Source organism: Kitasatospora sp. CB02891 (genome assembly GCF_002803145.1).
GTDB lineage: Bacteria > Actinomycetota > Actinomycetes > Streptomycetales > Streptomycetaceae > Kitasatospora > Kitasatospora griseola.
Genome location: NZ_NNBO01000003.1, coordinates 121,740 through 141,507, shown reverse-complemented (window position 1 = coordinate 141,507; position 19,768 = coordinate 121,740). Strand labels below are relative to the sequence as shown.

Below are 19,768 nucleotides of genomic sequence, written 5' to 3'. Positions count from 1 at the left end.
GACGGCGGGTCAGTCGCGCTGCGCGGCCCGGTTGACGGCGCTGACCAGAGCCTTCAGCGAGGCCAGCACGGTGTTGCCGTCGATGCCCACGCCCCACAGCACCTTGTCGCCCACGGCGCACTCGACGTACGCGGCGGCCTGCGCGTCGCCGCCCTCGCTCAGCGCGTGCTCGGCGTAGTCCAGGACGCGGACGTCGATGCCGATCGAGGCCAGCGCGTGCACGAAGGCGGAGACCGGGCCGTTGCCGGTGCCGGTCAGGGTGACGGGGGTGCCGTCGACGACCGCCTCGGTGGACAGCGCGTCGCGGCCGTCCTCGGTGGTCAGGCTGCGGGAGCCGCTCAGCGAGATCCGGCCCCACGGGTTGGCGGGGGTGGGCAGGTACTCGTCCTGGAAGACCGCCCAGATGTCGCCGGGGGTGACCTCGCCGCCCTCGGCGTCGGTCTTGGCCTGGATGATCTTCGAGAACTCGATCTGCATCCGGCGCGGCAGGTCCAGCTTGTGGTCGTTCTTCAGCACGTAGGCGATGCCGCCCTTGCCGGACTGCGAGTTGACCCGGATGACCGCTTCGTAGCTGCGACCGACGTCCTTCGGGTCGATCGGCAGGTAGGGCACGCCCCAGGTGTGCTCGCCGACCGGGACGCCGGCTGCGGCGGCGTCGGCCTCCAGGGCGTCGAAGCCCTTCTTGATGGCGTCCTGGTGCGAGCCGGAGAAGGAGGTGAAGACCAGGTCGCCGGCGTAGGGGTGGCGCTCGGGCACCGGCATCTGGTTGCAGTACTCGGCGGTGCGGCGGATCTCGTCGATGTCGGAGAAGTCGATCATCGGGTCGACGCCCTGCGAGAACAGGTTCATCCCGACGTTGACCAGGTCCAGGTTGCCGGTGCGCTCGCCCTGGCCGAACAGGCAGCCCTCGACGCGGTCGGCGCCGGCCATGACGGCCAGCTCGGCGGAGGCGACGCCGGTGCCGCGGTCGTTGTGCGGGTGCGCGGACACGCAGACGAACTCGCGGCGCGACAGGTTGCGCGACATCCACTCGATCTTGTCGGCGTAGACGTTCGGGGTGGACCGCTCGACGGTGGTCGGCAGGTTCAGGATGATCTCGCGGCCCTCGCCGGGCTGCCAGACGTCCATCACCGCCTCGCAGACCTCCAGCGCGTAGTCCAGCTCGGTGTCGATGAAGATCTCCGGCGAGTACTCGTAGCCGAAGACGGTCCCGTCGCCCAGGATCTTCTCGGCGTACTCCACCACCAGCCGGGTGCCGTCGGTCGCGATGGCCTTGATCTCGTCCTTGCTCGCCTTGAACACCACCCGGCGGAACATCGGCGAGGTGGCGTTGTACAGGTGGACGGTGGCCCGCGGGGCTCCCTTCAGCGACTCCACGGTGCGCTCGATCAGGTCCTCGCGGGCCTGGGTCAGCACCGAGATGGTGACGTCCTCGGGGATCGCGTCCTCTTCGATCAGCGAGCGGACGAAGTTGAAGTCGGTGGCGCCGGAGGACGGAAAGCCGACCTCGATCTCCTTGTAGCCCAGCTTCACCAGCAGGTCGAACATCTTGCGCTTGCGGGCCGGCGACATCGGGTCGATCAGGGCCTGGTTGCCGTCACGCAGGTCGGTGGACAGCCAGCGCGGGGCCTGGGTGATCACCTTGCTCGGCCAGGTGCGGTCCGGCAGGTCCACGGTGCCGAAGGGTACGTACCGCCGGAACGGCATCCCCGAGGGCTTCTGCTGCACGCTCGCGGCGGTGATCGGGGTGGGACGGTCGACGAACGCGCGGGCGACGGAGGACTGTTCGGTCATGGCTGGGGCTCTCGGCTTCCCTTGTCGAAGGCGGTCTGCGGTCGGGGATCAGGACACCCGACTCGGCCGACTCGATGCGCCGCGACAGCTGGTGCTGAGCGCAACACGGCTCCCCGCGACGAGGGGGCCGGCCTTCACTGGACTACAGGCCCTCGCCGCGGCAGCTAAGAAGAAGCAGCCGGATACGCATGATGTCGTCACTGTAACCCGGGCGGCGACCCGGCCGCAGTGACCACCGCCACGATCCCACCCAGTGAGACGGCGTCCGGCTGCCGGACCTGCCCGGGACAACGGATCCGGAACAGCTGCCCGACCGGTGCGGCAAGTTGGTGAAAAGCCTCGGCAAACCCGTTCGCCGCGCTGCACACTGACATCCATGCGTATCCAGGTCACCCGCACCGGCGGGTTCGCCGGCCTGCTCCGGTATGCCGAGATGGACACCCAGGAGCGCCCGGACGCCCCGCACGTGCACGCGCTGGCGCGCGAGGCGATGGCCGGCGGGCTGCGCGCGCCCGCGTACGGCGTGCCCGACGGCTTCCACTACGAGATCACCGTCGACGGCCGCACCGTCCACTGCGCGGACCCCGAACTGACCGACTCCCAGCGCGAGTTGGTCAGCCTGATACTCCGCGAAGGCGCCTGACGGCCGCCCGGCCGACGCCCCGGGGCCCGGGGCGGCTCACAGCCAGCCGTCCAGCGAGGCCAGGAACCCGGCCGGGTCGTCCCGGTGGATGCAGTGGCCGGCGCCCGCGACGGTGCGCACCTCGAAGCCGCGGCGGCGCAGCTCCGCGGCCTCCTCGGGCGTCACCAGCACGCTGGGGTCGGCGAGCTGGACCAGCGAGGGGACGGCGGGAGCGCCCGGCAGCACGGACAGCTCGGGGTGCGCCCACAGGCCGACGGCGGTGTCGCTGTCCCAGACGGCGAGGCCGGCGAGTTCGGCGTCCACGTCCTCCTCGGCCCAGCCGGGGTGCATGGTGGTGATGAACTGCCGGGTCCCGAAGCGCTTGAAGCCGACGAACGGCTCCGGCCCGATCCCGGGGCGGTCGTAGACGAACGCGGGGTCGCTGTAGACGGCGCGGTCCGGCTTGAGCCGGTCCACGGCCCGCCACAGCGCGAGTGCGCCCATCGAGTGGCCGATGGCCAGCGCGGCCCCGGCGGGCAGGGTCTCGGCGAGGTCCTCGGCGAACTGCTCGGGCCCGTACCGGTCGGCGGGGGTGGCGCCCTCGCCGCGCGGCGAGGCGCCGTGGCCGCGCAGGTCCACGCCGATCACCCGGTAGCCGCGTTCGGCGAGGGCGGGGCCGATCACCCGCCAGGTGCGGTGGTCGGACTGGATGCCGTGGATCAGCAGGGCGGTCCGGTCGCCCCCGCCCCACTCGTGGGTGTGCAGTCTCACGACCGGCCCTCCCCTGTCCGCCTTCTCGGCCCTGCCCGGCTCGGTCCGCCCGTTCGGCGGCCCGACGTCCCGTCAGAAGCCGAGCTTACGCAGCTGCTTGGGGTCGCGCTGCCAGTCCTTGGCGACCTTGACGTGCAGGTCCAGGTAGACCGGGGTGCCGAGCAGCGCCTCGATCTGCTTGCGGGCGGTGGTGCCGACGTGCTTGAGCCGGGAGCCCTTGGCGCCGATCACGATGGCCTTCTGGCTCTGCCGCTCGATGTACACGTTGGCGTGGATGTCCAGCAGCGGACGGTCGGCGGGCCGGCCCTCGCGCGGGATCATCTCCTCGACCACCACGGCCAGCGAGTGCGGCAGTTCGTCGCGCACGCCCTCCAGCGCGGCCTCCCGGATCAGCTCGGCGACCATGATCTGCTCGGGCTCGTCGGTGAGGTCGCCGTCCGGGTACAGCGGCATGCCTTCCGGCAGCAGCTTGGTCAGCAGGTCCGCGACCAGGTCCACCTGCTTGTCGCCGACGGCGGAGACGGGGATGATCTCGGCCCACTCGATGCCGAGCTCGGCGCCCAGCTGCTGGACGGCGATCAGCTGCTCGGCGAGCCGCTTGGAGTCGACCAGGTCGGTCTTGGTGACCAGCGCCACCTTCGGGGTGGACTTCTTGATCTCGGCGAGTTCCTTGGCGATGAACTTGTCGCCGGGGCCGAGCTTCTGGTCGGCGGGCACGCAGAAGCCGATCACGTCGACCTCCGCCCAGGTGCTGCGGACCAGGTCGTTGAGGCGCTCGCCGAGCAGCGTGCGGGGCTTGTGCAGGCCGGGAGTGTCCACCAGCACGAGCTGGGCGTCGGGGCGGTGCACGATGCCGCGCACGGTGTGCCGGGTGGTCTGCGGGCGGTCGGAGGTGATCGCGACCTTCGTCCCGACCAGGGCGTTGGTCAGGGTCGACTTGCCCGCGTTGGGACGGCCGACGAAGCACGCGAACCCGGAGCGGTACGGGGAGGAAGGGGCATTCATGGCACCCATTGTCCCCGATCCGCCGGGGCGACCCGGCCATCGGGGGTTCAGCCGGCCTTCTTCTTCCCGCCGCCCACGATGCCGCCGACCAGGACCAGGGCGAGCAGCACCAGGGTGCCGGCCAGCCACCACGGGGATCCGGTCTCGTGCCAGCGGCCGAAGCCCATGACGCACAGCAGCAGTCCGCAGAAGAACGCGGCGATCCCCATGACCCCTCCCCTGCCCTGGACAACCCCCTGGCCGATGCGATTATCGCACCGGCCAGGGGGTTGTCCAGGGCCACGAACACCGCGCCCGGCAGGGCCTCAGCGCGCCTCGGCGGCGACCTTCAGCGTCCCGTCGGGTCCGGCCAGCAGCAGCGGGGTCCCGGCCCCGCCCAAGTCCCGCACGGCCGCCAGGTCGGCTGCCGCGGGCTCGTCCGCGGCCGAGACCACGGCGGCCGCCTCCAGGCTCTTCGCCCCGCTGGCCACGGCCATCGCCACCGCCGTCTGCACCGCGCTGAGCTGCAGCGACTCCAGCGCGACCGTCCCGGCCACGTAGGTGCGGCCGGTCTCGTCGCGGACCGCGGCGCCCTCGGCCACGCCGTTGCGGGCGCGGGCCGAGCGAGCCAGCGTGATGATCTTCTTGTCCTCGGGGTCCAGCTCGGAAATCTCGGTCATGGCCCGAGCATAGGTGCCCCACCGGCGTGCCAGCCAGGGTGTCCCGACCCTCGGCCATTCACCGGCTCAACCCTTGAACAGCGCCCCTCGCCGACGGCTCAGTCCTTGAGCAGCGCACCCTCGCCGGCCGGCACGAACTCCGCCAGCGCCGCGTCGATCCGGGCCAGCACGGCGTCGTCCAGGACCAGCTCCGCGGCCGCCTGGTTCTCCACGATGTGCGCCGGGGTCCGGCTGCCGGGGATCGGCACCACGTGGTCGTCCTGCCGCAGCAGCCAGGCCAGCGCCAACTGGCCGGGGGTGACCCCCAGCTCGGCGGCGATCGCGCGCACCGGGGCGTAGCGGTCGTTGTTCGCCGCCAGGTTCTCGGCGGAGAACCGGGCGATGTTCTGCCGGAAGTCGCCCTCGGCGACCTGCTGCACGGCGCCGGTCAGGAAGCCGCCGCCGAGCGGGCTCCAGGCCACCACGCCGACGCCCAGTTCGCGGGTGGCGGCCAGCAGCTCCGGGTCGATCGGCTGCCACATCGACCACTGCACCTGCACCGCCGCCACCGGGTGCACCGCGTGCGCGGCGCGCAGCTGCGCGGCCGTCACGTTGGAGAGCCCGAGGTGCCGCACCAGCCCGGCCGCGACGAGTTCGGCGACCGCGCCGACGGTGTCCTCGAACGGCACCTGCGGGTCCGGGAAGTGCGGGTAGTACAGGTCGATCACGTCGGTGCCGAGGTTGCGCAGCGACTGCTCCGCGTAGCCACGCACGTACTTGGGCTCGCAGTTCACCGCCAGCTCCTCGAACGCGAAGTGCACCGGGAAGCGGTGCGCCTCGGCGCCCTCCGGGATGCAGAGGCCGAACTTGGTGGCCAGCACCACCTCGTCGCGCCGACCCGCCAGGGCGCGGCCGATCAGCTGCTCGTTGTGCCCGCGGCCGTAGCCGTCCGCGGTGTCGATCATCCGGGCGCCGGCGTCGACCGCGGCGTGCAGGGCGGCCCGGCCGCGCTGCTCGTCGATCTCGCCGTACACACCGGGCGAGAGCACCATCGCCCCGAACCCGATCGACGACCCGGCCAGCGACCCGAGCATGCGCTCCGTCATCCCGTTCTCCCCGTCCAAGCATGCTGCGGCCCAACGGATCTGACGATCCGTCGGGCCATGACAGCTCACTCTACGACGGGACGATCAGTGTCCGGTGGGGTTCGGCGGACCGGGGCGCAGCACCTTCACCAGCACCGGCGGGCCGTCCGGCCGCTCGGCGTCGTGCTCGTGCCGCCGCTTCCAGTACGGGTTGTCCTGCGGCAGGTGGCTGCTGACCCGGCCGTACATGCCGAAGGTCAGGATCACGAAGCCGAAGATGAAGCTGAAGACGACGTTGCCGATGTGGAACGCGAGCCGGTTGGCGCTGGAGTCCAGCACCATCAGGCCGACGAAGCCGGCCAGCACGAACAGCACGCCCATGATCATGTTGATGTCGGAGGCGATGTTGCCGCCGATGATCGCGCCCAGGATCAGGATTCCGCCGGCCACCAGCGACAGCACGCTCAGCGCGCCGTTGCTGGACATGCCCAGCACCTGCTTGCCCGTGGTGTCGATGAAGCCGGGGCTGCCGCCGGTGAGCCCGAGGATGCCGAACGCCACCAGGAACAGTCCGCCCAGTCCGGCGCCGTAGCGGTACACCTGGCCCAGCCGGTGGTCGACCGGCAGTTCGTCGTGGAGTCTCATCAGGTCCTCCCCGCATGGTCGGACCGGAGGAACGGCACCTCGTGCAGGTACAGCGACCCGCACTGCTGGCAGCAGTGCAGCCCGGTGCCCCAGGCCTCCTCCGGCTTGCTCTCGGCGTCCGAGGCGATCTCGGCGCCGCACATGCCGTGCGAGAGGTCGGTGTCACGGACCACATGCCACCTGGCCACCCCGCCGGCCGGCCCGGTGGGGCCGTATTCCGCGCGCAGTAGATGTGCCATGTCTCCCATGGTCGGCGCGCCCCGGGCGGTCAGGCAAACGGGCCCCGGGCCGAACCGTCCGACCCGGCAAGCCGGTTGGGACGGCCCGTCCAGGGCCCGCTGTGCGTACGGGGAACTACGGTGCGTGCTCCTCGGCCGACTCCTCGACGTGCTCCTCGGCCCACACCGGCGCGGCCACCACGGTGCCGATCCGGTTGCGGCGGCCCGCGGAGCTCTCCGCGGTCAGGCTGATCGCGGCCAGCCCGCTGCCCTCCGGCACCGGCACCTCGCAGGACGAGCCGGGGATCGGCACCCGGCCCAGGCACTTGGCGAGCAGACCGCCGACGGTCTCCACGTCCTCGTCGTCCAGCTCGATGCCGAACAGCTCGCCGAGGTCCTCCACGGTGAGCCGGGCGGTGATCCGGTACGAGCCGTCGCCGAGGTCCTCGACCGGGGCGATCTCCCGGTCGTACTCGTCGGTGATCTCGCCGACGATCTCCTCCAGGATGTCCTCGATGGTGACCAGGCCGGCGGTGCCGCCGTACTCGTCGATCACGATCGCCACGTGCGAGCGCATCTGCTGCATCTCGCGCAGCAGGTCCGCGGCCGGCTTGGAGTCCGGCACGAACACCGCCGGGCGCATCACCGAGTCCACCTGCTCCGACTCGGCGTCCCGGTTGATGTGGGTGCGCCGCACCAGGTCCTTGAGGTAGACGATGCCGACCACGTCGTCCTCGTTGTCGCCGACCACCGGGATCCGCGAGAAGCCCGAACGCAGCGCCAGGGTGAGCGCCTGACGGACCGTCTTGTGCCGTTCGATCATCACCAGGTCGGTGCGCGGCACCATCACCTCGCGGACGATGGTGTCGCCCAGCTCGAAGACCGAGTGCACCATCCGGCGCTCCTCGTCCTCGATCAGGTCGTCCTTCTCGGCCAGGTCGACCAGTGCCCGCAGCTCCGCCTCGGAGGCGAACGGGCCCTCCCGGTAGCCCTTGCCGGGCGTCAGCGCGTTGCCCAGCAGGATCAGCAGCCGCGGGATCGGCCCGAGGATCCGGGCCAGCGGCAGCAGCACGTAGGACGCCGCGGTGACGGTGCTCAGCGGATGCTGGCGGCCGATCGTGCGCGGGGAGACCCCGACCATGACGAACGACACCAGCACCATCACGGCGAACGCCACCAGCACGGCCAGCCAGGTCTGCTGGAAACTGCGCACGCACACCACGGTGACCAGCACCGCGGCGGCCATCTCGGCGGCCACCCGGATCAGCGTCGCCAGGTTCAGGTAGCGGATGTTGTCGGAGGCCAGCGTCAGCAGCCGCCCGGAACCGCGGCGGCCCGAGCGGACCGCCTCCTCGGCGCGGAACCGGGACATCCGGGAGATCCCCGCCTCGGCGCACGCGGCCAGCCAGCCGAGCACCACCAGCAGCAGCGCCCCGACCAGGAAGGTCGTACTCTCACCACTCACAGACGGCCGGCCCTCAGTGGACGGTCGGCGCGGGCGACAGCCCGGTCAGCCCGCGGCCGGCCCGCCAGTCGTCCAGGATCCGCTTCTGGAGCGCGAACATCTCGCGCTCCTCGTCGGGCTCCTCGTGGTCGTAGCCGAGCACGTGCAGCACCCCGTGGACCGTGAGCAGCTGCAGCTCCTCGTCCATGGAGTGCTTGGTCGGGGCGGCCAGGCCCTGCTGCTGGGCCACCTCGGGGCAGAGCACGATGTCGCCGAGCAGGCCCTCCGGCAGGTCCTCGCCCTCCTTGCCCGGACGCAGCTCGTCCATCGGGAAGGACATCACGTCGGTCGGACCGGGCAGGTCCATCCACTGGACGTGCAGCTCCGCCATCGACTCGCTGTCGTAGAGGATCACGGAGAGCTCGGACTGCGGGTGAATCCGCATCTTGTCGAGGGCGTAGCGGGCGACGTCGAGGATGGACTCCTCGTCGATGTCCCACCCGGACTCGTTGGCGATGTCGATCGACATGGAGGGCTCAGTACTCAGCTTTCGGTGCGATGGGACTGCCGGGGCGCCCGGGCGCCCCGCCGTTGGACGGGTTTGCGGTCGCCGGACTCCTCGGCCTCCTGCCGGGCGTCCCAGCGTTCGTACGCGTCGACGATGCGGCCGACCAGCTTGTGCCGCACCACGTCGGTGCTGGTCAGCACCGAGAAGTGGATGTCGGGCACGTCGACCAGGATCTCCTGGACCACCTTCAGACCGCTGCGGGTGCCACCCGGCAGGTCGATCTGGCTGGTGTCGCCGGTGACCACCACCCGGGAGTTGAAACCGAGGCGGGTCAGGAACATCTTCATCTGCTCGGGCGAGGTGTTCTGCGCCTCGTCGAGGATGATGAACGCGTCGTTCAGGGTGCGGCCGCGCATGTACGCCAGCGGAGCGACCTCGATCGTGCCGGCGGCCATCAGCCGCGGGATCGAGTCCGGGTCCATCATGTCGTGCAGCGCGTCGTACAGCGGCCGCAGGTAGGGGTCGATCTTCTCGTAGAGGGTGCCGGGCAGGAAGCCCAGCCGCTCCCCCGCCTCGACGGCCGGCCGGGTCAGGATGATCCGGTTGACCTCCTTGGCCTGCAGCGCCTGCACGGCCTTGGCCATCGCCAGGTAGGTCTTGCCGGTGCCGGCCGGGCCGAGGCCGAAGACGATGGTGTGCTTGTCGATGGCGTCGACGTAGCGCTGCTGGTTGAGCGTCTTGGGGCGGATGGTGCGGCCCCGGTTGGACAGGATGTTCGCCGTGAACACCTCGGACGGGGCCGGGTGGGCCGGGTCCTCGGCGGCGCTCCTGAGCATGGTGATGGAGCGCTCCACGGCGTCCTCCGTCAGTGGCTGGCCGGTGCGCAGCACCAGCATCATCTCGGTGAAGAGCTGCTTGACGAGCGCGACCTCGGCGGGAGAGCCGGTGGCCGTCACCTCGTTTCCTCGCACATGGATGTCGGCATCCGGGAAGCCGCCCTCGATCACTCGCAGGAGCGAGTCGGCCGCACCCAGCAGGGTGACCATCGGGTGCTTCTCCGGGATGACTATCCGGGTGCTGGCGGCCGCCGCATCGGGGCGCCGCTGTCCGTCGGTGCGGGTCTGCGGTGTGTCAGTCATGGGTCGGCGCTACGGCCTGCCTCATCCCAATCCGTCGTGTCGTGTGGCCAGTGCTCTCCAGGCCACCAGGGTACGCCGCGCGCATGTTCGCCGGAGCGGCGCGGCGGCTTCGATGGTGGAGGCTGTCGCCCCGATGTGCGAGCGGTTTTCCGCCGTCGTGCGCCCCGGGGGCGCTCAACGGCGCGGCGGGACGGGGATCCTGGCGAGGTCCTCGGCGATCACGACCTCGCCGTCGAAGTGCTTCTCGGCCTCCGCGCGGTGCGCCTGCAGGTCCGGGTAGCGCTGCGAGAAGTGGGTCAGCACCAGTCGGCGCACCCCCGCCTCGGCGGCCACCCGGGCGGCCTGCGCGGCGGTCAGGTGGCCGTGCTCCTCGGCGAGTGCGGCGTCCGCCTCCAGGAAGGTCGCCTCGATCGCCAACAGGTCTGCGCCCTCCGCGAGTTCGGCCACCCCGTCGCACAGCCGGGTGTCCATCACGAAGGCGAAGCGCTGCCCGGGCCGGGTCTCCGCGACCTCCGCCAGCAGCACCGTCCGGCCGTCCACCTCGACCCGGCCGTCGCGCTGCAACTGCCCCACCAGCGGTCCGCGCAGGCCCAGTTCGCGCAGCCGCTCGGGGCGCAGCCGGACGCCGTCCGGCTCGGTCAGCCGGTAGCCGAACGACTCCACCGGGTGCGACAGCCGCACCGCCGACAGCTCGAACGGCGCGCCAGGCGCCTCCAGCGGGCCCGGCCCGGCGATCGGGCGCTCCCGCAGGTCGGCGGTGGCGTGGTAGACGCTGGCGTGCCGCAGCCGGTCGAAGAACACCTGGCCGGACGCCGGGTAGTAGGCGTCCACCGGGTGCGGCACCCGGTCCAGGTTGATCCGCTGCACCACGCCCGGCAGGCCCAGGCAGTGGTCGCCGTGGAAGTGCGACACCGCGATCCGGGTGATCCCGGTGGCGGTCACGCCGGCCTGCAGCATCTGCCGCTGGGTGCCCTCCCCCGGGTCGAACAGCAGCCCCTCGCCGTCCCAGCGCAGCAGGTACCCGTTGTGGTTCCGGTGCCGGGTCGGCACCTGGCTGGCCGTGCCGAGGACGACGAGTTCACGCTGCGACAACGCTCAGACCAGCCCCTCGGCGAGCTTGCGCCCGCCCAGCACGTGCACGTGCGCGTGGAACACCGTCTGACCGGAGTCCGCGCCGGTGTTGAAGATCAGCCGGTACGACTCCAGGCCCTCGCCCTTCGCAGCCTCGCCCGCCTCGACCAGCAGCTCCGCCGCGATCTCCGGCTCCGCGGCGGCCAGTTCGGCCGCGTTGGCGTGGTGCACGTGCGGGATCACCAGCAGGTGGGTGGGCGCCTGCGGGTTTATGTCCCGGAACGCCAGCGTCCGCCCGCCCCTGCGCACCACCGTCGCCGGGATGTCCCCCGACACGATCTTGCAGAACACACAGTCCGCCTGCGGCTCCCCGGCCATCTCCCGCACTCCTTCTGAACACCCGTCACTGGTGACGTCGACCTTACAGGGAGGGGACGCGGGCCACGGCGGACCCGCGCCCCCTGCTGCCTCAGTCGATCGGCGGCGCGACCTTGGCCGGGGTGACGGCCAGCGACTCCAGGGCGATCCGGACGGCGGTCTCCAACTGGGGGTCGCGGCCCGCCGCCCAGTCCTGCGGGGTGACCGGCACCTCCACGTCGGGGGTGACGCCGCCGTTCTCCAGACCCCAGCCGTAGCCCTCCAGCCAGCTGGAGTACTTGGGCTGGGTGACCGCCGTGCCGTCCACCAGGTCGTACTTGTTGTCGATGCCGATCACACCGCCCCAGGTGCGGGTGCCGACCACCGGGCCGATGCCGAGCGCCTGGATCGCGGCGTTGACGATGTCGCCGTCCGAGCCGGAGAACTCGTTGGCCACCGCCACCACCGGGCCGCGCGGGGCGTCCACCGGGTACGGCTCGGGCCGGTCCAGGTCGCGGCCGCGGTTCCAGCCGACGATCCGACGGGCCAGCTTCTCCACGATCAGCTGCGAGGTGTGGCCGCCGCGGTTCTCCCGCAGGTCGACCACCACGCCCTCGCGGGCCATCTCGATCCGCAGGTCGCGGTGGAGCTGCGCCCAGCCGGCGCTCTGCATGTCGGGCACGTGCAGGTAGCCGAGCCGGCCGCCGGACAGCTCGTGGACGGCGGCCCGCCGCCCGGCCACCCAGTCGTGGTAGCGCAGCGCCTCCTCGTCGTCCAGCGGCACCACCACGGGGTGCCGCTCGCCGCCGTCCTTGCCGCTGACGGTCAGTTCGACCGGCTGGTCGGCGGTGCCGGCCAGCAGCGGGCCGGGGCCGGTCACCGGGTCGACCGGGCGGCCGTTGACGGCGAGGATCGCGTCGCCGGGGCGGATCGCCGCGCCGGGCGCCGCCAGCGGGGAGCGGGCCCGCGGGTCGGAGGACTCGCCCGGCACCACCCGGGCCACCCGCCACACCTCGCCGTCGCGGACCAGGTCCGCGCCGAGCAGGCCCTGCCGGCGGGCCGCCTCGACGCCCCGGCCGGGCGGGATCACGTAGGCGTGCGAGGTGCCGAGTTCGGCGACCGTCTCCCACAGCAGGTCCACCAGGTCCGAGTGGCAGGCCACCCGGTCCACCAGCGGACGGTAGCGGGCCAGCGCACCCGCCCAGTCGACGCCGCCGAGGTCGGCGCGCCAGAAGTTGTCGCGCATCAGCCGGCCGTTCTCGTCGAACATCTGCCGCCACTCGGCGGCCGGGTCGACGGTGACCCGGACCCGGTCCAGGTCGACCTCGGTGTCCTCGCTGTCGTCGGCCTTCTGGTCGGCGGGGACGATCCGCAGGCTGCCGTCCTCCAGCACCGCCAGCCGGGCTCCGTCGGCGGAGACCGCGAACGTGTCGACGCCGGTGAGCAGCTCCTCCACCTTGCGCTTCTTCAGGTCGTAGCGCTCCAGCGCCGTCCCGGCCGGGGTGTCGTCCAACGAAGCGGCGCTGTCGCCGAGTTCACCGCTGAACGGGATCCGGCCCCACAGCACGCCGTCCTTCGCGGCCCGCAGCGCACCGAACCGCCCGGCCGCCACCGGGAACGCCACGATCCGGTCGGCCAGGCCCTCCAGGTCGACCTTGGTGGTCGGCGCCCCGGAGTCGCCCTTGTCGCCGTCCTTGCCGTCCTCGTCCTCGCCGCCGACCGGCCGCCCGGCCCGCTGCGGCCCGAACGGCGACGGGGTGTCGGCGGCCAGCGTCAGCAGGAACGGGCGGGTGCCACCGGGGAACGACAGGTCGAAGACGTGCTCGTCGTACACCGGGTCGAAGTTCCGCACCGACAGGAACGCCAGGTGCTTGCCGTCCGAGGTGAAGGCCGGCGAATAGTCGTGGAACCGCTGCGGGGTGGCCTCGCTGACGGTGCGCGAGGTCAGGTCGGCCAGCATGATCTGCCGCAGCGACCACGGCCCGAGCACCGGCTGCGACCAGGCCAGCCAGCCCGAGTCCGGGCTGAACACCGGCCCGCTGACCTCGCCCTCGCCGCTGCGCGCCAGCTCGTGCACCGCGCCGTCGCTGAGCGCCACCAGCAGCAGCCGGCCGTCGTGCGAGGCGACCGCGAGCTGCCGCCCGTCCGGCGAGACCGTCAGCGACAGCACCCGGCCGAGCTGCCCGGCCGCCAGCCGGCGCCGCTCCGCGCCGAGCACCGACGGCGCGTACGCGATCGCGTCGTCGCCGTCCGCGTCCGTCACCCACACCGCGCCCTGTGCGCCGTCCTCGCCGGGCACCACCCGGGCCAGCCGGTTGCGCACCCCCGGGGTCTCGTCCAGCACCCGGGACGGGCCCTCGCGGTGCGTCACCCAGTGCACGGTGCCGCGCACCACCACCGCGGCGGCCCGGCCGGTCCGGTCCGCGGCCGCGGACTCCACCTGCCCGTCGGCCCGGGTCGGGTGCGGTCGGCGGCTGCTGCGCGGACCCGCCAGGTCGATGTCCAGCCGGCGCGGCTCGGCGCCCTCCAGATCGTCCAGCAGCCACAGGTCGCCGGCGCTCTGCCAGATCACCCGGGTGCCGTCGGTGGACGCCTGCCGGGCGTAGAACCCGCTGTCCGCCGGGCCGTGCGCCCGCAGATCGGCGCCGTCCGGGAGGCTGGAGTACAGCCGCCCGACCCCCTCGTGGTCGGACAGGAACGCCACCCGGTCGCCCACCCACATCGGGCACTCCAGCTGGCCGTCCAACCCGGCGTGCAGCCGCTCGAACTCGGCCCCGCCGACCCACAGCTTGCCCGCCCGGCCGCCCCGGTAGCGCTTCCAGTGCGCGGCCTCCCGGTTGTGCGTCCCCAGCAGCACCCGCCCGCCGGTCGCCCCCGCCGGCACCGCCTCGAACGCCAGCGACCCGATCGGCCCGTACGGCAGCCGCTCCGGTTCACCGCCGTCCAACGGCACCGCGAACGCCCACGTCCGGCGGATCGTCTGCTGCCCCGCGGTGGTGATCGCGATCGGCCGCCCGTCGCCGCTCCACCCCACCAACGCCGTGAACGGGCTCCCCCAGTACGTCAACCGCTGCGCCTGCCCGCCGGCCGCCGGCGCGACATGCACCTCCGGCGCCCCGTCCCGCTGCGACGTCCACGCCACCGTCCGCCCGTCCGGCGAGATGCGCACGGCGCCGACCGGCACCTGATCCGCCGTCAATCGCCAGGCCCGCCCGCCCTCGACGGGGGCCAGCCAGACGTCGTCCTCGGCAACGAAGGCGACAACATCGCCATGCAGATGGGGGTGGCGCAGATACCCGCGCGTCGAATCGGTCACCCGGCCACCATAGGGGTGCGAACTCAGGGGTGAGGGGCAATTTCCGCGAGAGCGGAGGGGTGCGAGGACAGGGGCGCGGGGAGCTGCGCGACAAGCGCACACCACGTCCGCCAGGTCGCGATCAAGTGCAGGTCATTGTCCTGCGTCGCGATCTTGCGGACGGATGCGTTCCCCTTCGCGCAGTTCCCCGCGCCCCTGTCGCTGCGCTCCTTTACCCCCAGCGACCGGTGCGGCCGAGCAGCAGCGCTCCCGCCGCGACCCCCGCCGTGGAGGTGCGCAGGACGGACGCCCCGAGTCGGTACGGCTTCGCGCCGGCTTCCGCGAACGCGGCGATCTCGTCCGGGGACACCCCGCCCTCCGGCCCGACGATCAGCACGATCTCGCCGGAAGCGGGCAGCTCCGCCGTGGCCAGCGGCAGCGACCCGTCCTCGTGCAGGACGGCGGCGAAGGAGGCGCCGGACAGCAGCGGGAGCAGCTGACGGGTCGTCATCAGGTCGTGCACCTCGGGGAAGCGCAGCCGCCGCGCCTGCTTGCCCGCCTCGCGCGCGGTCGCCCGCCACTTGGCGAGGGCCTTCGTGCCGCGCTCGCCCTTCCACTGGGTGATGCACCGGGAGGCCGCCCACGGCACCACCGCGTCGATGCCGACCTCGGTCATGGTCTCGACGGCGAGTTCGCCGCGGTCGCCCTTGGGCAGCGCCTGGACGACGGTGATCCGGGGCGCGGGCGCAGCCTCCTCGCGAACGGCGGCCACCAGCACGTCCAGCGCGTCCTTGCCGTGCACCGCGGCGACGGTGCCGTCCGCGCCGCGGCCGCGCCCGTCGGCGAGGGTGACGGCCTCGCCGGGTTCCAGGCGCTTGACGGCGACGGCGTGCCGTCCTTCGGGGCCGTCGAGGCGGACGGTGGCGCCGGGGGTGGCGCCCGCCAGGTCGTCGACGACGAACACCGGTGCGGTCATCGGAACAGGAACCCTCTCACGTCTGGAGCAACAAAAAACCCGGGCCGGAAGCGGTGGCGTGCACCACTCCCGGCCCGGAAGGAACAGGTCTCACCGGCCGTTGAAGGCGTCCTTCAGCCGGGAGAACAGGCCCTGCTGGCCAGGGGCGAACTGGCCGGACGGACGCTCCTCGCCGCGGATCACGGCGAGCCGCCGCAGCAGCTCCTCCTGCTCCGGGTCGAGCTTGGTGGGCGTCTGCACCTCGACATGCACTATCAGGTCGCCCCGGCCGCCGCCGCGCAGATGCGTGATGCCGCGGCCGTGCAGCGGGATCGACTGGCCGGACTGGGTGCCGGGCCGGATGTCGACCTCCTCCAGGCCGTCCAGGGTCTGCAGCGGCACCTGGGTGCCGAGCGCCGCGGCCGTCATCGGGATGGTGACCGTGCAGTGCAGGTCGTCGCCCCGGCGCTGGAAGACGGCGTGGCTGGTCTCGGCGATCTCCACGTACAGGTCGCCGGCCGGGCCGCCGCCGGGGCCGACCTCGCCCTCGCCGGCCAGCTGGATCCGGGTGCCGTTGTCGACACCGGCGGGGATCTTCACCGTGAGGGTGCGGCGGGCCCGGACCCGGCCGTCGCCCGCGCACTCCGGGCACGGGGTCGGGACGACGGTGCCGAAGCCCTGGCACTGCGGGCAGGGGCGGGAGGTCATGACCTGGCCCAGGAAGGACCGGGTGACCTGGGAGACCTCGCCCTTGCCGCGGCACATGTCACAGGTCTGCGCGGAGGTGCCGGGCGCGGCGCCCTCTCCGCTGCAGGTGGTGCAGGTGACGGCGGTGTCGACCTGGAGTTCCTTGGTGGTGCCGAACGCGGCCTCCTCCAGGGTGATCTCCAGTCGGATCATCGCGTCCTGGCCTCGGCGGGTCCGCGAACGCGGGCCGCGCTGGCCGGTCGCGGCGCCGAAGAAGGCGTCCATGATGTCCGAGAAGCCGAACCCGGCCGCACCGGCGCCGAAACCGCCCGCGCCGCCGCCGTTGGGCGACAGCGGGTCGCCGCCCAGGTCGTAGACCTGACGCTTCTGCGGATCGGAGAGCACCTCGTAGGCGGCGTTGATCTCCTTGAACCGCTCCTGCGTCTTCGGGTCCGGGTTGACGTCCGGGTGCAGTTCACGGGCGAGGCGTCGGAACGCCTTCTTGATCTCGTCCTGCCCCGCGTCGCGTCGGACGCCGAGTACCGCGTAGTAGTCCGTGGCCACCAAATGCTCCGGTTTGTTCCGCCTCTAGAAGTGCTTGCGACGGCTGCGTGAGGGATTCACGCAGCCTTGCTATGACTCGGCCAGGATCTGGCCGACGTACCGTGCCACCGCTCGCACCGCCCCCATTGTGCCCGGGTAATCCATCCGGGTCGGACCGATCACTCCCAGCTTTGCCACGCTCTGGTCGCCCGAACCGTAACCGACGGAGACCACCGACGTGGAATTCAGGCCCTCGTAGGCGTTCTCGTGGCCGATCCGGACCGTCATCGCGGAGTCCCCGGTCTCACCCAGCAGGCGCAGCAGCACCACCTGCTCCTCCAGTGCCTCCAGCACCGGACGGATGGACAGCGGGAAGTCGTGGCCGAAACGAGTCAGGTTGGCGGTGCCCGCCAGCATGATCCGTTCCTCGTTCTGCTCGGCGAGCGTTTCGAAAAGGACGGTCAGCACGGTGCTGACCGAGGGCCGGTCGGCCGGTTCGAAACCGGCCGGCAGGTCCTCCAGCAGGGTCGGCACCTCGGGCAGCCGACAGCCGCCCGCCGTGCCGTTGAGCCTGGCCCGCAGCTCGGCCAGCAGGCTCTCGCCGACCGGACCGGGGCAGTCCACCATCCGCTGCTCGACCCGGCCGGTGTTGGTGATCAGCACCAGCATCAGCTTGGTCGGGGTGAGCGACACCAGTTCGATGTGCCGCACCGTGGAACGGGTCAGCGACGGGTACTGGACCACCGCGACCTGCCGGGTCAGCTGCGCGAGCAGCCGCACCGTACGGGCCACCACGTCGTCCAGGTCGACCGCGCCCTCCAGGAAGTGCCGGATCGCCCGGCGCTCCGGAGCCGTCATCGGCTTCACCTCGGCGAGGCGGTCGACGAACAGCCGGTAGCCCTTGTCGGTCGGGATCCGCCCCGCACTGGTGTGCGGCTGGTGGATGAACCCGTCCTCCTCCAGCGCGGCCATGTCGTTGCGCACCGTGGCCGGTGACACGCCCAGGTTGTGGCGCTCCACCAGGGCCTTGGAGCCGACCGGCTCCTCGGTGCCCACGTAGTCCTGGACGATCGCGCGCAGCACGGCGAGCCGGCGCTCGTCCAGCGGGCGCACGGACGAACGCGTGTCGATCAGGCGGCCGTCGGGCTTGCCGTCGTCCGGCATCGGTGCGCACCTCCGTCGTCGTCCGTTGTACCGGTGGTCGATCCACTCTGGCACTCAACTGGGCAGAGTGCCAGAACCGTATCTGCCAGTGTACGGCCCGGGCCTGATGGCAGGAACGGTCCGCCGACGTGATCCTCGACCGAATACCGGACCGGCCGACGCCCGGAGGCCGCCCCGGCCGCATTCCCATCGGATTCCCATCGTTTCGGATGGTGCCCGCGGGGCCTGCCGGTGGCAGCATCGAAGGCGAAGAGGCGAAGGAGGAGCAGCGATGTCGGCGTCACGGCAGCACTCCCGGTTCACCCCCGACCGCGGCCTGACCGGTCGGATGGTCACCACCATGTTCTTGATCGGCCTGCTCTACGTCGGCTTCACCGGGCTGCTGATCGTGCTGCTGCGCGGCGCCTGGCCGCTGGTGGTGCTGATCTCCGGCGGCCTGTTCGTCGCGCAGTTCTGGTTCTCCGACAAGATCACCGAACGGGCCATGGGCGCCCACCAGGTCAGCCCCGAGGAGTTCCCGCAGCTGCACGGCGCGGTGGACCGGCTGTGCGCGCTCGCCGACATGCCCAAACCGCGGGTCGCGGTCGCCCACAACGACATGCCGAACGCCTTCGCCACCGGCCGCAACCCGCAGAACGCGGTGATCTGCGTGACCACCGGCCTGCTGCGCCGACTGGAACCGGAGGAGCTGGAGGGCGTCCTCGCGCACGAGCTCTCGCACGTCGCGCACCGGGACGTGGCGGTGATGACGATCGCCGGCTTCCTCGGCGTGCTGGCCGGCGCGATGACCCGGATCGCGCTGTACGGCGGAATGATGGGCGGCGGCAACCGGAACAGCAACGACTCCAACGCCGCCATCGCGATGATCATCGTCCCGCTGGCCTCGATGGTGGTCTACGCGATCAGCTTCCTGCTCACCCGGCTGCTGTCCCGCTACCGCGAACTCGCGGCCGACCGGGCCGCCGCCCAGCTGACCGGACGGCCCAGCGCACTGGCCTCCGCCCTGACCAAGGTCACCGGGCAGATCGCCGCCATCCCCACCGAGGACCTGCGCAAGGCCCAGCCCTACAACGCCTTCTACTTCGCGCCCGCGCTGAGCGCCAAGGAGACCGCCGCGCAGCTGTTCTCCACCCACCCCTCGCTGGAGCAGCGCCTCACCCAGCTGTCGAAGATCTCCGCCGAACTCGGGCAGTGACCCCGCCCCACCCCTGAAGCAAGGAGCACTCCGCGTGGGATTCCTGGACGCCCTGTTCGGCCGCAGCAAGCCGGTGAAGCCCGACCTCGACCAGCTGTTCGGCATCCCGTCGGCCGCGCTCACCCTGCAGGCCGCCACCGGATTCCTCCCCACCGGCCTCGGGTCGGTCTGCTTCGCGGCCGTCGAGGGCGGCGCGTTCGCCGAGGTCCAGAAGCAGGTGCGGGCCCTCCTCGACGCCGACACCGAACGCGGCGGCACCCCCGTCGAAGCCTCCCGCGACGACTACGGGTACTCCTGGCTGCTCGCCCGGCACACCCCCGAGGAGCTCCCCGACCTGGTCAACGACCTCCACGCGGTCAACAGCGAACTGGAGGCCAACGGCTTCGGCCCCCAACTGCTCTGCTCGATCGTCGCCTTCCGCGACCCCGAGGGCCGCTCCCTGGGCCTGGTCTACCTCTACAAGCGCGGCACCTTCTACCCCCTGTGCAAGCTCCCCGGCCAGGAGAAGCGGAACAACCCCCTGGAGATCGAGATCTCCAACCTCCTCCGCAACGACCTCCGCATCGAGCCCGACCTCTCCCGCTGGTTCCCGGTCTGGGGCGCCCCGGGCCTGGACGACTGAGCACCCGGTG

The 19,768-nt window shown here is 72.0% G+C and carries 20 protein-coding genes; 3 read left to right on the top strand and 17 right to left on the bottom strand.

Annotated features, from left to right (window positions below; translation table 11 throughout):
* Positions 1-9: 9 nt before the first annotated feature.
* Positions 10-1,794 (bottom strand): 2-isopropylmalate synthase, encoded by a 1,785-nt coding sequence (gene leuA / locus CG736_RS09440; RefSeq protein ID WP_100585733.1) that lies wholly within the window; start codon positions 1,792-1,794, stop codon positions 10-12.
* Between the two features lie 376 nt (positions 1,795-2,170).
* Here leuA and CG736_RS09435 point away from each other — a divergent pair, with 376 nt between their 5' ends.
* On the top strand, positions 2,171-2,437 hold the full coding sequence (locus CG736_RS09435) for a protealysin inhibitor emfourin (protein WP_100585732.1): 267 nt from the start codon (positions 2,171-2,173) through the stop codon (positions 2,435-2,437).
* 36 nt (positions 2,438-2,473) lie between these two features.
* Here the strand turns inward: CG736_RS09435 and CG736_RS09430 are convergent, their stop codons facing one another.
* From CG736_RS09430 to hrcA, 16 genes are all read right to left on the bottom strand, one after another.
* A complete protein-coding gene (locus CG736_RS09430) occupies positions 2,474-3,187 on the bottom strand; it encodes an alpha/beta fold hydrolase (RefSeq protein WP_100585731.1) in 714 nt (237 codons plus the stop codon).
* A gap of 72 nt (positions 3,188-3,259) precedes the next feature.
* Positions 3,260-4,192: a GTPase Era gene (era, locus tag CG736_RS09425; RefSeq protein WP_369880022.1), complete on the bottom strand. Its 933-nt coding sequence runs from the start codon at positions 4,190-4,192 to the stop codon at positions 3,260-3,262.
* 47 nt (positions 4,193-4,239) lie between these two features.
* Positions 4,240-4,401 carry a hypothetical protein gene (locus CG736_RS36055; RefSeq protein ID WP_157815492.1) on the bottom strand — a complete coding sequence of 54 codons (162 nt, stop codon included), beginning with the start codon at positions 4,399-4,401 and terminating at the stop codon, positions 4,240-4,242.
* A gap of 96 nt (positions 4,402-4,497) precedes the next feature.
* Positions 4,498-4,851 (bottom strand): cytidine deaminase, encoded by a 354-nt coding sequence (locus CG736_RS09420; protein ID WP_100585730.1) that lies wholly within the window; start codon positions 4,849-4,851, stop codon positions 4,498-4,500.
* 98 nt (positions 4,852-4,949) lie between these two features.
* Positions 4,950-5,936 carry an aldo/keto reductase gene (locus CG736_RS09415; RefSeq protein WP_100585729.1) on the bottom strand — a complete coding sequence of 329 codons (987 nt, stop codon included), beginning with the start codon at positions 5,934-5,936 and terminating at the stop codon, positions 4,950-4,952.
* 84 nt (positions 5,937-6,020) lie between these two features.
* Positions 6,021-6,560, bottom strand: coding sequence for a DUF4383 domain-containing protein (locus CG736_RS09410; protein ID WP_100585728.1), 540 nt, complete (start codon positions 6,558-6,560; stop codon positions 6,021-6,023).
* Positions 6,560-6,799, bottom strand: a complete 240-nt coding sequence (locus CG736_RS36050; RefSeq protein ID WP_157815491.1) for a hypothetical protein — start codon at positions 6,797-6,799, stop codon at positions 6,560-6,562. Before CG736_RS36050 ends, CG736_RS09410 begins: the two co-directional genes overlap by 1 nt.
* Before the next feature lie 115 nt (positions 6,800-6,914).
* Positions 6,915-8,243 carry a hemolysin family protein gene (locus CG736_RS09405; RefSeq protein ID WP_198520417.1) on the bottom strand — a complete coding sequence of 443 codons (1,329 nt, stop codon included), beginning with the start codon at positions 8,241-8,243 and terminating at the stop codon, positions 6,915-6,917.
* A gap of 13 nt (positions 8,244-8,256) precedes the next feature.
* Positions 8,257-8,751, bottom strand: coding sequence for an rRNA maturation RNase YbeY (ybeY, locus tag CG736_RS09400; RefSeq protein WP_043913920.1), 495 nt, complete (start codon positions 8,749-8,751; stop codon positions 8,257-8,259).
* 14 nt (positions 8,752-8,765) lie between these two features.
* Positions 8,766-9,869 carry a PhoH family protein gene (locus CG736_RS09395; protein ID WP_100585727.1) on the bottom strand — a complete coding sequence of 368 codons (1,104 nt, stop codon included), beginning with the start codon at positions 9,867-9,869 and terminating at the stop codon, positions 8,766-8,768.
* Between the two features lie 174 nt (positions 9,870-10,043).
* Positions 10,044-10,961, bottom strand: coding sequence for a ribonuclease Z (locus CG736_RS09390; protein WP_100585726.1), 918 nt, complete (start codon positions 10,959-10,961; stop codon positions 10,044-10,046).
* Between the two features lie 3 nt (positions 10,962-10,964).
* Positions 10,965-11,318 carry an HIT domain-containing protein gene (locus tag CG736_RS09385; RefSeq protein ID WP_043913922.1) on the bottom strand — a complete coding sequence of 118 codons (354 nt, stop codon included), beginning with the start codon at positions 11,316-11,318 and terminating at the stop codon, positions 10,965-10,967.
* A 91-nt stretch (positions 11,319-11,409) separates the two neighbouring features.
* Positions 11,410-14,613 (bottom strand): S41 family peptidase, encoded by a 3,204-nt coding sequence (locus CG736_RS09380; RefSeq protein ID WP_100585725.1) that lies wholly within the window; start codon positions 14,611-14,613, stop codon positions 11,410-11,412.
* A gap of 211 nt (positions 14,614-14,824) precedes the next feature.
* Positions 14,825-15,568 (bottom strand): 16S rRNA (uracil(1498)-N(3))-methyltransferase, encoded by a 744-nt coding sequence (locus tag CG736_RS09375; RefSeq protein ID WP_100585724.1) that lies wholly within the window; start codon positions 15,566-15,568, stop codon positions 14,825-14,827.
* Positions 15,569-15,658: 90 nt separating this feature from the next.
* A complete protein-coding gene (gene dnaJ / locus CG736_RS09370; protein WP_100585723.1) occupies positions 15,659-16,798 on the bottom strand; it encodes a molecular chaperone DnaJ in 1,140 nt (379 codons plus the stop codon).
* A gap of 69 nt (positions 16,799-16,867) precedes the next feature.
* A complete protein-coding gene (gene hrcA / locus CG736_RS09365; RefSeq protein WP_043913928.1) occupies positions 16,868-17,941 on the bottom strand; it encodes a heat-inducible transcriptional repressor HrcA in 1,074 nt (357 codons plus the stop codon).
* 271 nt (positions 17,942-18,212) lie between these two features.
* On the opposite strand from hrcA, the gene htpX reads away from it, so the two are divergent.
* Positions 18,213-19,136: a zinc metalloprotease HtpX gene (gene htpX / locus CG736_RS09360; RefSeq protein ID WP_100585722.1), complete on the top strand. Its 924-nt coding sequence runs from the start codon at positions 18,213-18,215 to the stop codon at positions 19,134-19,136.
* A 34-nt stretch (positions 19,137-19,170) separates the two neighbouring features.
* On the top strand, positions 19,171-19,758 hold the full coding sequence (locus tag CG736_RS09355; RefSeq protein ID WP_043913931.1) for a hypothetical protein: 588 nt from the start codon (positions 19,171-19,173) through the stop codon (positions 19,756-19,758).
* The last annotated feature ends 10 nt before the right edge of the window (positions 19,759-19,768 follow it).